The organism is Burkholderia sp. DN3021 (assembly GCF_049805555.1).
Lineage (GTDB): Bacteria > Pseudomonadota > Gammaproteobacteria > Burkholderiales > Burkholderiaceae > Burkholderia > Burkholderia pyrrocinia_C.
Genome location: NZ_JBNCAB010000007.1, coordinates 146,745 through 158,535, shown reverse-complemented (window position 1 = coordinate 158,535; position 11,791 = coordinate 146,745). Strand labels below are relative to the sequence as shown.

Sequence of the window (11,791 nt, the reverse complement as noted above, 5' to 3'; positions counted from 1 at the left end):
GCGCTGCTGGCCGCCGACATCGTGCCGCGCATCGACGCGCGCGCCGCGCAGCGCGTGCAGGTCGCCGCCCAGCAGGCACTGCCGGTGTCGGTGATCCTGCCGGGCACGGCGCCCACCGACCAGACGCTGACGCTGCCGGGCGCGGTGATGCCGTACGCGGAAGCATCGATCTATGCACGCACGAGCGGCTATATCGCGCACTGGAGCACCGACATCGGCGCGCACGTGAAAGCCGGGCAGACGCTCGCGCAGATCACGGCACCCGACCTCGACGCGCAGTTGCGGCAGGCGCGCGCCGACGCGGCGACCGCGCAGGCGAACTACGACTACGCGAAATCGACCGCGCAGCGCTGGCAGGACATGCTGAAGACGCAATCGGTATCGCAGCAGGACACCGACACGAAGGTCGCCGACATGAACGCGAAGCGCGCGATGCTGGCCTCCGCGCAGGCGAACGTCGCGCACCTGACCGAGCTGGTGTCGTACGAATCGGTCGCGGCGCCGTTCGACGGCGTGATCACCGCGCGCAACGTCGACGTCGGCACGCTCGTCACCGCGGGCGGCACGCCGGGCAGCCCCGGCCTGTCCGGCGAGCTGTTCCATCTCGAACAGACCGGCACGCTGCGCGTGTTCGTCGACGTGCCGCAGGACAGCGCGGCAGGCGTGACGACCGGGACCGCCGTCTACCTGACCACGCAGCAGTATCCGGGGCGGCGCTTCGCCGCGCGCGTCGCGCGCAGCGCGGGCGCGATCGATCCGGTCACGCGCACGCTGCGCGTCGAGATCGACGTCGACAACGGCGACGGCGCGCTGCTGCCCGGCGCGTATGCGCAGGCGCACCTGCTCGTGCCGAGCGCGGCCCCGGCGTTCGAGCTGCCCGTCAGCGCGCTGCTGTTCCGGCCGAACGGCGTGACGGTCGCGACCGTCGCCGCGAACGGCACCACCGCGCTGAAGACCGTGCAGATCGGCCGCGATTTCGGCACGCGCGTCGAGATCGTGTCGGGGCTCGCCGCGAGCGATCGCGTGATCGACAACCCGGGCGATTCGATTGCCGCCGGCGAAACCGTGAAGATCGTGTCGGCCGCACCGGCGGTGCAGACTGGCCCGGCAACCGGCGCAGCGGCAGCGCCCGGCGCGGCTGCGTCGACGCCTGCCGCCGTCGCGGCGCCGGCTTCGATACCGGCGGCAGCTTCAACGCCCGTTCGCGGCTGATCCGTTCACGAACGCTCACGAGATACTCATCATGCGCTTCCTCCGTCCGCTTCCGTTCACCCGCCGCGTCGTCGCGCTCGGCGTCGCCGCCGCGTTGTCCGCGTTGTCCGCGTGCTCGACATTGCCGCCCTATTCGCCGCCCGCCGTCGCCGTGCCCGCGCACTATGCGGGCATACCGGCTTCGGGCATACCGGCTTCGAACGCCCCCGCCGCCCAGCCGGGCTGGAACGTCGCGGCGCCGGCCGATGCCGCGCCGCGCGGCGCATGGTGGACCGTCTTCGACGATGCCGACCTGAACGCGCTCGAAGCGCGTGTCGACGTGTCGAACCAGACCGTGAAGAAAGCCGTCGCCGATCTCCAGCAGGCGCGCGCGATGGTCGACTACCAGCATGCGGGGCTCCTGCCGACCGTCACGGCCGGCGTTGCGCAGAGCCGCGCGCGCCTGTCGCAGAACAAGCTCGGCTCGTCGCTCGCCGGCAAGACGACGCCCGACTATCAGGCCGTCGTGGCCGCGAGCTGGGAACCCGACCTGTTCGGCCGCGTGCGCGACGCGGTGACGGGCGCGCAGGCGAACGCCGACGCGAGCGCGGCCGACCTGCAGGCCGTGAAGCTGTCGGTCACGGCCACGCTCGCGACCGACTATTTCGCGCTGCGCTCGCTCGATACGCAGAAGCAGCTGCTCGACGATACGGTGCGTGCGTATGCGGACGCGCTGACGCTGCTGAAACAGCAGCTCGCGGCCGGCGCGATCGACGCGTCGGCCGTCGCGCAGGCCACGACGCAACTCGAAGCGACGCGCACGCAGGACACCGACATCGATGCGTCGCGTGCGCAGCTCCAGCACGCGATCGCGACGCTGGTCGGCGAAAGCGCGTCGACGTTCGCGCTGCCGCCGCGCGTGCAATCGTTCGACGTGCCGGCGATCCCGGCCGGCGTGCCGTCGCAACTGCTCGAACGGCGGCCCGACATCGCGGCGGCCGAGCGCCGCGTCGCGGCCGCGAACGCGCAGATCGGCGAGGCGCGCGCCGCATTCTTTCCCGATCTTGTGCTGTCGGCGAGCGCCGGGCTCGAAAGCTCGTTCTTCGCGCCGTGGCTCACCGCACCGAGCCTGTTCTGGTCGCTCGGCTCGCAGCTCGCCGGCACGCTGTTCGACGGCGGCCGCCGCAGCGCGTCGCTGCGCGGCGCGCATGCGCAATACGACAGTACGGTCGCCGATTACCGGCAAACCGTGCTGGTTGCGTTCCAGCAGGTCGAGGATCAGTTGTCCACGCTCGATGCGCTCGCGTCGGAAGCCGGCAGCCAGCAGCGCGCGACCGATGCGGCCGACCTGTCGCTGCGGCTGACGACCAACCGCTTCAACGCGGGTGCCGTCAGCTACCTCGATGTCGTGACCGCACAGACGATCGCGCTGACGAACCGGCGTCTGTCGGATCAGATCGCCGCGCGCCGGATGGAGGCGGCGGTCGGGTTGCTGACCGCGCTGGGCGGCGGCTGGCATACCGGTGCAGATGCGGGTGCGGACGCAACCGTCGCCGCGCACACGGCCGCTACGCCGTCGGCGTCTTGATGAACGTCAGGATGAACCGCGTGCCGGCCGCATCGCTCTCGACGCGTGCGGTGCCGCCGTGCAGTTCCATCACCGAACGCACGATCGCGAGGCCGAGCCCGGCCGTGCCGCCCGGCACGCCGCCGCTGCGCGCGGGGTCGCCGCGCACGAAGCGGTCGAAGATGCGCGGCAGCAGCGCGGGATCGATCGGTTCGCCCGGGTTCGAGACGGCCACGTACACCGCGTCCGCCGTTTCATCGACGCGCAGCACGATCACGCCGCCCGCCGGCGTATAGCGCAGCGCGTTCGCGAGCAGGTTGCTGACCGCGCGGCGGAACAGCTCGAGATCGGCGGTCAGCCGGCCGTGCCCGTCGACGCGCAGCGTCGAGCCGGCTTCGTCCGCAAGCCCTTCGAAATAACCGGCGATGCGCTCCAGTTCGTCGTGCACGTCGAAGGCGCGCTGCCGCGTGACGAAGCCGGGATGCTCGGCGCGCGCGAGAAACAGCACGTTCTCGATCATCCGCGCGAGACGGTCGTATTCCTCGAGATTCGATTCGAGCAGCGCCTGGTATTCGTCCGCGGAACGCGGCCGCGCCAATGCAACCTCGGTCGCGCCGCGCATGTTGTTCAACGGCGTGCGCAGGTCGTGCGCGAGATCCGCGCTGAATTGCGACAGGTGCCCGAACGCCTGCTGCAGGCGGCCGAGCATCGCGTTCTGCGCGTCGACCAGCGCCGTCAGCTCGCGCGGCGCGCGCGATGCATCGAGCCGCGTATCGAGCTTGTCGACGGTGATCCGGCCCGTGTTCGCGACGATCTCGCGCAGCGGCGCGAGCGCCTTGCGGATCAGCCAGTAGCTGAGCAGCATCGCGAACAGCGCGCCCAGGCCGCCGGCGATCTTGAGCTTGTTGCGGTAGCCGTCGAGCAGTTCCGCGCGATCGCTCATGTTGCGCGCGATCGCGATCCGGATCTTCGTCCCGTCGCGCAACGCGGCCTCGGTGACGACGCCGCGCACGGGCGTGCCGCCGTCGGCGGTCCACGTCACGATCCGGTCGGCGGTAATCCGTTCGTTCGCGGGCACCGGCGTCGCGTGCGGCGGAAACAGTTCGGCATCGGGCAGCGCCGGCAGCGCGGGCGACGATGCGCCGGCTGCCGTCCCGGGCAGATCCCCGAGCGCGGTCCGCTCGACGTTGTGGCGCGCGAGTACGCTGCCCTGCCCGTCGACGACGGCCAGCGACAGCGCCTCGTTGCCGAGCACCTGGCTCGTCAGCCGGTCCGCATGCGCGCGCACCGCGTCGAGCGAATCGAGTTCGCCCGCCAGCCGGCGCGTATGCCGCGCGGCGAGCACGATGTCGAGGTCGTCCTGCGTGCTCACCTGTCGCTCGAGGCCGGTGTACACGTATGTGCCGACGAGCGCGAATACGGCAAGCAGGGTCGCGCCGAACCCGAGCGCGAGCGTCGCGCCAAGCGAGCGGCCGAGCGTCATGCGGCTTCCTTCGGTTCGAGCACGTAACCGACGCCGCGCACCGTATGAATCAGCTTGACCGCGAACTCGTCGTCGATCTTCGCGCGCAGCCGGCGAATCGCGACCTCGACGACGTTGGTATCGCTGTCGAAATTCATGTCCCATACGTACGACGCGATCTGAGTGCGGCTCAGCACTTCGCCCTGCCTGCGCGCGAGCAACTGCAGCAGCGAGAATTCGCGCGGCGTCAGGTCGATCCTCGCCGTGCCGCGCTTCACGCGGCGGCGCACGACGTCGATCTCCAGGTCGCCCACCGAAATGCGCTCCGTCTCGCGCGGCGGCCCGCGGCGCGCGAGCGTGCGGATCCGCGCGAGCAGTTCGACGAACGCGAACGGCTTCACGAGGTAGTCGTCCGCACCGAGTTCGAGGCCGTGCACGCGGTCCTGCACGTCGTCGCGCGCGGTCAGGAACAGCACGGGCGTCGCGTGCGTGTCGCGCAGCCGCTTGAGCACGCTCCAGCCGTCGAGCACGGGCAGCATCACGTCGAGCACGATCACGTCGTAGCTCTCTTCCTGCGCGAGTGTCAGGCCCTCGCCGCCGTCCTTCGCGAGATCGACGCTGAAGCCGGACTCCTCGAGCCCTTTCTTCAGGTACGCGCCGGTCTTCGGTTCGTCTTCGACTATCAGGATGCGCATCATCGGCTCCGTCGCATTCGGTGGTGACATGCGCCGATGTTACCGGGAAACGGGGCGGGCGAACCGCAGCGCGCAAGCGCGCCACGGCCGGATTACGAAACCGTAATCGGCGGGTCAGGGTGGTGACTGCCGCGGCAGCCAGAATTCGAAGCGTGGGCCCATCCCCACTCGCCCGTTCACTCATCCGTCCAGGAGCCATCATGAAACTCGTCGCCGCTTTCGTCGTTGCCACGCTGAGCCTGCCGTTCGGCGCGCAGGCCTTTGCCCAGTCCACGCAGGCGCCGCTCACGCGCGCCGAGGTGCGCCAGCAACTGATCGATGCCGAAGCCGACGGCCTGCTGCCGTCGAACCGGAACGACTATCCGCCGTCGCACGCGGAGATCGCGCGAAATCGCCAGATTTACGCGATCCAGCATCACGACGCGACGCCGATCGCGACGGCTTCGGCCGGAACTTGATCCCGGCATGTCACCGGCATCCGGCCGACAGCCGGATGTCGTGCCGGCCCGCGATGCACGCGCACCCGACGCCAAGGCCAGCGCACTGGCCCGTTTCTTCATCGCCACGCCATCCGAAGGCCAACTGGCGCGCGCCGGTCGAACGATCGCGCCAGGCACGCTGCGGGTTCGACTATGGCGCGTTCTTCGCGACCGGCATCCGCTGCTGTTCTTCAGTGACCTGACGATTCCGATGCACGACGCGCCGGCATGGCTGAAGGCTGTGCTCGCGTTCCTGCCGACCAACCAGTTCGCCGTCGCGCTGCGCGGCGCGCTGGTCGACGGCGCGCCGTACGCGCAACTCGCGCCGCAACTGCTCGGCATGGCCGCGAGCACGGCGCTGTTCCTGTTCGCCGCCGCGCGGCTGTTCCGCTGGCATGACGCATGACGCGTCGCCCGCTGTTTCGACGAAGGAGAAAACCCGGATGAAATCGACCAATCCCATAACCGACTACCTTCTGCATGCGAGCAACTTCCTGCCGGCGATCGTGTTCCTGTTCTACGGCCGGCTCGGGCCCGAACAGCCGGACGTGCGCTGAACGCACGCGTTCCTGATCGGCGGCGTGCTCGCGCTCGTGTCGCCTGCGGGTAGCCGCCTATGGGGAGAGGAACTCGGGCCGGCCGCGATGCTCATCTGCGTGCTGGTGGTCGGCATCGTGCATACCGCTTGGTCGGACGGCGGTTTCGTTGACGGCACGTTCGCGTTCGAGCGCGCGTTCGGCGAGCTGCTGTCGGCGTTCGAATTCATGTCGGCCGCCGCGGTCGGCTGTGTTGCGGCCGCGTTTCCGGCGTTGCGCGTTCCGTTCGCGGCAGACGATGCCGCGTGCTACGCGCTCGTCGAAATCGCAACCGGCATGCCGGGGCTCGATGCGCTGCTCGACGAGCGCACCGTCGCGACGCTCGACGCGCTCGCGAACGAACGCGTGGTGCTCGACGCGGCCTGCGCGCCGGCGGAACGGTTCTGGCGGATCCGCGACGCGCTGCCGGTCGCGGTCGCGCAAGAAGGCATCCCGCTGTCGTTCGACGTGTCGTTTCCGCGCGGTGCGCTGGCTGCATTCGTCGCCGACGCGGAACAATGGCTGGCCGCGGCGCATCCGTCGCTGCGCTGTCACGCGTTCGGCCATTTCGGCGACGGCGGCTGCCATCTCGTCGTATCGATCCCGCACGCCAGCGCGCAACGGTACGGGCCGCTGCAGCAGGTTGCGCTGCGCGGCGCGCTGTACGACCGCGTCGTGCGCGCGGGCGGGTGCTTCAGCGCAGAACATGGCGTCGGGCCGGCCAACGTCGCGTACTACCGCAAGCATGTGCCGGCCGCACACCGGCAGGTCGCCGCCGCCGTCCAGCACGCGATCGACCCGCTGGGATTGATCGGGCGTGTGCGCTATTGACGCGCCGTATCGCGGCGCCACGGAGAATTCGCATGATGTTTCGACGCCCGCCCGGCCCGGGCACCGCATCCGAACCGGACGCCGATCAACCGTTCTCCGGTATCCCGGCCACGCTGCCCGACTCGGGCGTCGTGGTCAACGTGCGCGGCGTCGCGCATGTGATCAAGTTGCCGCCGCGCGACCACGCGCGCCCGGCGCTGTGGCGCGATCTTGCGCAATGGCGCGACGGGCGGCCGGATGATGGGGCGCCGTGCAATGCGGTCGATCCGGATGCGTCGGTCGACACATAGGCCATGCTCGCGGCGAGCGGCACGACAGCGTGTCGTCGTGTTCATGCGTCTTCAGGTAAAGCCAAGGCAACCGCACATGCAACTGCGGCGCGGGACAACCTCGGTCGTCCCCCCCCGCGATGGGTGAAGACAAGCGCAACGCGCGATCAGAACACCGCGTGCCCGCTGATGACGCTCGGCAGCCAGGTCGAGAAGAACGGCATGTACGTGACGATGTTGATCGCACTGAAGATCGCGAGGTAGTACGGCCACGCCATCTTCGTGGTCTCGCCGATCGACACGTTGCCGATCGCGCACCCGACGAACTGCACCGAGCCGATCGGCGGATGCACGAGGCCGAGCGAGCAGTTCAGCAGCAGCATGATCCCGAACTGCACCGGCCCGACGCCGCACGCCATCGCGATCGGCAGGAACAGCGGCGTCGTGATCAGGATGTGCGCGGCCATGTCGACGAACGTGCCGAGGAACACCTGGATGATGTTGATGTACAGCAGCATCAGCCAAGGCGCTGCGGTCGACTGCTTCAGCAGCCCTTCGATCGCATCCGGGATCTCCAGGTACGACATCTGGAAGCGCAGCATGTTGGACACCGCGATCAGCAGCAGCACGACACCCGTCGTACGCGCCGCATGCGACAGCGCGCGGCGCAGCTTCTCGACCGTCAGCGTGCGGTAGACGATCGCGGTCAGCACGAGCGAGTACACGACGGCGATCGCGGCCGCTTCGGTCGCGGTTGCAATCCCCTTCGCGACGCACACGAGGATGATCGCGATCACCATCAGCCCGGGCACCGCGCCGACGAAGCTGCGCAGCACCGCATACCAGCCGGGAAACGCGGGCAGCGCGGACGAGCCGTCCGCACGGCGCGGATAGCCGTGACGCACGGCCTGCCAGTACGCGGCCGCGAGCACGAAGCCCATCACCCACAGCACGGGCAGCAGCCCCGAGAACAGCAGGTCGCCGATCGACACGCCGCTCACCGGCTGGCCGTGCAGCATCCCCGTGATCCCCTGCGCGGCGAACGCATAGATGATCATGTTGGTCGACGTCGGCATCAGCGCGCCGGCGAGCGACGCATGCGTCGTCACGTTGACCGCGTACGCGGCGCTGTAGCCTTCGCGCTTCATCAGCGGAATCACCACGCCGCCCATCGCCGACGTATCGGCGGTCGGCGAGCCCGACACGCCGCCGAACAGCGTGCACGCGACGACGTTCGCCATCCCGAGGCCGCCGCGGAAATGGCCGACGGTCGCCTGCGCGAAGCGCAGGATCCGGTCCGCGATGCCGCCGTGCAGCATCAGCTCGCCTGAGAAGATGAAGAACGGCACCGCGAGGAACGAGAACGCATTCATCCCCGAGATCATCGCCTGCATCGCGGTCGCGATCGGCAAGCCTTCGACCATATAGGTCAGCACGCAGGCTATCCCGAGCGCGAACGACACGGGCACGCCGAGCACGAGGAAAATCAGAAAACTGACGGACAGGATCGCGAGTTCCATGGCGTTATTGTCCCGACGAAGAACGACGAAGCGCGAGCAGGTGCTCGAGCGAGAAAAGGATGATCGCGACCGCCGCGGGCATCGTGATCAGGTAGCGCACGCCTTCGGGCAGCCCGATGATCGGAATGCGGTCGCCCATCGTCTCGGCGGCCATGCTGCCGCAGCCGACCATGATCGCGATCGCGAACGCGATCAGGCTCAGGTGCTGGATCGCGACGACCACGGTGCGCGCGTTCGGCGGCAGCCGACGCACGAGCGAATCGAGGCCGATATGGCCGCCGTCGCGCACCTTCATCGCCGCACCGAACATCGCGATCACGATCACCAGCAGCAGCGCGATCGGCTCGACGAAATCCGGCGCGTTCTCGAACACATAGCGCATCACCACCGCGTAGAACACCAGCACCGTGAGCACCGCGAGACAGGCCGACGCGATCACGGCCAGCACGCGGAACAGCACGTCGTTCACGCAGCGCAGGAACGGCGCGGCGTGCGGCCGCGCCGGCGCCGCGCCGTCCGGGGCGGCGGCCGGCGAACCAGCGGTGGCCGCGCCGTTCAGGGAAGTGCGACGCGTCACTTGGTCGCCTCGATCTCGTCGACGATCTGCTTCATCTGCGGCGTCTTTTCATACTTCGTCCACAGCGGCTGCATCGCCTTCACGAACGCCGCGCGGTCGATCTGCGCGGCCGGCAGGATCTTCGCGCCACCCTTCGCCACCGCCTGCTGCGCGGACGCCTCGCGCGCGGTCCACAGCTTCTGGTAGTACGGCACCGAATCGGCCGCCGCCTTCCTGATCGCCGCCTGCTCCTGCGGCGACAGCGTGTCCCAGATCTTCTTCGAGAACACCAGCACTTCAGGCGTCATCGCGTGCTGCGTCTCCGAATAGTCGGGCGCCACTTCGTAGTGCTTCGTTTCCTCGTACGACGGCAGGTTGTTTTCCGCCGCGTCGACGAGGCCCGTCTTCAGGCCCGTGTACACCTCGGCGAACGGCATCGGCGTCGGCGTGCCGCCCATCGCCCTGATCTCGTCGACCATCAGGTCGGACGGTTGCACGCGCACCTTCAGCCCCTTCATGTCGGCCGGCGTGCGCACCGGGCGCTTCGCGTAGATCGAGCGCGCGCCGCTCTCGTAGAACGTCAGCGCGATCATCCCCTTCGCGGTGAACGCATCGAGGATCTTCTGGCCGGCCGGGCCGTACATCGCCTTGCGGAAATGATCGACGTCGCGGAACAGGAACGGGAACGACGGGATCAGCGATTCCGGCACGATCTCGTTGAACGACGCGCCGTTCACGCGCGCCATGTCGATCGCGCCGATCCGGACCTGGTCGACCGTGTCCTTTTCGGAACCGAGCGCGCTGTTGCCGAACACCTTGATCGAATCCTTGCCGCCCGTCTGCTTCGACAGCTCGTCGCCCATGAACTTCACCGCCATGTTGGTCGGGAAGTTGTCGCCGTGCACGTCCGCCGAGCGGAACACGCGCGCCTGCGCGGACATCGCGAAGCCGGCCAGCAGCGCGACGGCCAGTGCGGTACGGGAACCGGTGAATCGATGCTTCATGGTGAGTCTCCTTGATGGTCGTTCGTTGTCGTGCGGCGATCCGTCGGCATGCGCGTTCGTCGGCGATGCGCTCTCCCCTGAGCCGCAGAGTCATACGTCGTATGATGTGTTGACGCGAATGTACGTCGGTTAATCGTTTAACTCACTTGGTGCATACCCCTATAACCACTGCCGCCGGGGTTTTTGGCAGAAGTCTGGGAATCGCGTTCTCTGTTCTGGCGATTTTCGGCAAAACGTTTTCCGGAAATGGGTCCGCGTTTGAATCAGGTGCCCGCGTGGCTGGTTTCCCGACGCCGGAAAGCAATCTTCCGCTTCGGCTGCCTTTGTTATAGGATGACTGACCACAACACAAGCATGCCCGCGCGCGGCCAAGCGTACGCGCCGGCACACGCATCGTGTGCGGCGGAACGACGAAGGTTCGGGAGGAATCCGTGCAAGCGCGGGCGCTCGCCGCGCCGTCACGTCTGCATGACCAGCGACGTCAGTTGCGCCGCGCGTGCCACATCCGTCTTTGCGTAGATCGATTTGATCTGCGCGCGGACCGTGCCGATCGACACGCCGCGCAGCGCCGCGCATTCCTGCGGCGACAGCCCGTCACAGCACAGCAGCACGGCAAGATCGACTTCGGCCGACGACAGCCCGTAGAACACGCGCAGCCGCTGCGCGCGGGCCGCCGGCGAACGCAGGTCGGCGGCCGTCATCAGTGCCGCGACGCCGGGCCGTTCACGCAGGAGGCGCGACTGTTCGGGAATCGGCATCAGCGCGAGCGACAACGGTTCGCCCGTCGCACGGCGCAGCAGCAACCCGCCGCACGCGAACGCGTGCCGCCATTGCGCATCGTCGACGCAGCCTTCCGGCGCGAAGCGCCCGTTCACGATCCGCATCGCCGGTTCCGCCGCGATCAGTTGATCGGCCGCGCGATTCGTATAACGCAGTTCGCGATGTGCGCCGAGCAGGAACACCGGCACCGGAATCGCATCGAGCGCCGATTCCGCTGCGGCCACGCGCGCCTCGAGTTCCCCGATGCGCGCCTGGATCCGCAGCGCGCGGCTGATATGCGTACCCATGATTTCGATCGTGCGGCGCTGATCGTCGGAAAGACCTTGCGATTCGGGGCCGCTCTGTACGCTGAGGAATGCGCCTGCACCCTGTTGGCGATGGATATACAGGCCCGAGATGCTGCCGAGCCCGTAAGGATGCAGGAATTCCTGATAGAACACGCCGTGTGTGCGCTGTCGCGGGGACAGGTGCTTGACGTCCTCGAACCATCGGCCCGCCGGCCAGTTGCCGGCGACCGGCACGACCGGGTCGTACCGGTAGAACTCGGTGTTGTAGGTGTGATAACACGCGGCGACCCACGACGCGTCGTCGCCGGCCGCCTGCTCGATCGCCGGCACCCTCGCCGCGTCGTCGAACGACAGCAGCGTAGCCATGCGCACGCCGACCGTCGATCGCAGCCCGTCCAGCGCCGTTTCCCATCGCTGATCGCCCAGTGCCGCAGCATAGATGTCATCGATCCATGCCGATGGAATCAATCCGTTCCGTTGCATCTGGCTACCCCGCGCCGTGCGTTTTTGTTGAACGTCTTGCGCGCATCTTACTCAACCAGCGGCATTGTTCAAATTACCGGTGCGCATTTGAT

General features: G+C 68.3%; 10 protein-coding genes and 2 pseudogenes. 6 read left to right on the top strand and 6 right to left on the bottom strand.

The annotated features are described in order from the left end of the window. Together ACPUER_RS06625 and ACPUER_RS06620 are read left to right on the top strand one after the other, a co-directional pair. Nucleotides 1–1,212 (top strand): efflux RND transporter periplasmic adaptor subunit (locus tag ACPUER_RS06625; RefSeq protein WP_425130672.1); only part of this gene is annotated, 1,212 nt, incomplete at its 5' end. A gap of 31 nt (nt 1,213–1,243) precedes the next feature. Further along, nucleotides 1,244–2,779, top strand: a complete 1,536-nt coding sequence (locus ACPUER_RS06620; RefSeq protein ID WP_425130671.1) for an efflux transporter outer membrane subunit — start codon at nt 1,244–1,246, stop codon at nt 2,777–2,779. On the opposite strand, the gene ACPUER_RS06615 is transcribed toward ACPUER_RS06620, so the two are convergent. Together ACPUER_RS06615 and ACPUER_RS06610 are read right to left on the bottom strand one after the other, a co-directional pair. Continuing rightward, nucleotides 2,760–4,241, bottom strand: a complete 1,482-nt coding sequence (locus ACPUER_RS06615) for a heavy metal sensor histidine kinase (protein WP_425130670.1) — start codon at nt 4,239–4,241, stop codon at nt 2,760–2,762. The two genes, ACPUER_RS06620 and ACPUER_RS06615, sit on opposite strands and share 20 nt — an antisense overlap. Then, a complete protein-coding gene (locus ACPUER_RS06610) occupies nt 4,238–4,915 on the bottom strand; it encodes a heavy metal response regulator transcription factor (RefSeq protein ID WP_175963418.1) in 678 nt (225 codons plus the stop codon). The genes ACPUER_RS06615 and ACPUER_RS06610 overlap by 4 nt, the downstream gene beginning before the upstream one ends. Nucleotides 4,916–5,115: 200 nt before the next feature. Between ACPUER_RS06610 and ACPUER_RS06605 the strand changes: the two genes are divergently transcribed. From ACPUER_RS06605 to ACPUER_RS06590, 4 genes and pseudogenes are all read left to right on the top strand, one after another. Further along, nucleotides 5,116–5,373: a DUF4148 domain-containing protein gene (locus tag ACPUER_RS06605; protein ID WP_072440524.1), complete on the top strand. Its 258-nt coding sequence runs from the start codon at nt 5,116–5,118 to the stop codon at nt 5,371–5,373. A 196-nt stretch (nt 5,374–5,569) separates the two neighbouring features. Next, nucleotides 5,570–5,800 (top strand): annotated as a pseudogene (locus tag ACPUER_RS06600) (ABC transporter permease); the annotation flags it as partial. A 304-nt stretch (nt 5,801–6,104) separates the two neighbouring features. Then, nucleotides 6,105–6,800: pseudogene (locus ACPUER_RS06595) on the top strand (FAD-linked oxidase C-terminal domain-containing protein); the annotation flags it as partial. A 32-nt stretch (nt 6,801–6,832) separates the two neighbouring features. Next, nucleotides 6,833–7,090, top strand: a complete 258-nt coding sequence (locus ACPUER_RS06590; RefSeq protein ID WP_425130669.1) for a hypothetical protein — start codon at nt 6,833–6,835, stop codon at nt 7,088–7,090. Between the two features lie 146 nt (nt 7,091–7,236). Here the strand turns inward: ACPUER_RS06590 and ACPUER_RS06585 are convergent, their stop codons facing one another. The 4 genes from ACPUER_RS06585 to ACPUER_RS06570 form a co-directional block, all read right to left on the bottom strand. Next, the gene (locus ACPUER_RS06585; protein WP_072440514.1) at nt 7,237–8,589 is read right to left on the bottom strand and encodes a TRAP transporter large permease; all 1,353 of its coding nucleotides are present in this window, start codon (nt 8,587–8,589) and stop codon (nt 7,237–7,239) included. 4 nt (nt 8,590–8,593) lie between these two features. After that, on the bottom strand, nt 8,594–9,166 hold the full coding sequence (locus ACPUER_RS06580; protein WP_310136152.1) for a TRAP transporter small permease: 573 nt from the start codon (nt 9,164–9,166) through the stop codon (nt 8,594–8,596). Next, nucleotides 9,163–10,149 carry a TRAP transporter substrate-binding protein gene (locus ACPUER_RS06575; protein ID WP_175963414.1) on the bottom strand — a complete coding sequence of 329 codons (987 nt, stop codon included), beginning with the start codon at nt 10,147–10,149 and terminating at the stop codon, nt 9,163–9,165. The genes ACPUER_RS06580 and ACPUER_RS06575 overlap by 4 nt, the downstream gene beginning before the upstream one ends. 458 nt (nt 10,150–10,607) lie before the next feature. Further along, nucleotides 10,608–11,582, bottom strand: a complete 975-nt coding sequence (locus tag ACPUER_RS06570; protein WP_425130668.1) for a helix-turn-helix transcriptional regulator — start codon at nt 11,580–11,582, stop codon at nt 10,608–10,610. Between the last annotated feature and the right edge of the window lie 209 nt (nt 11,583–11,791).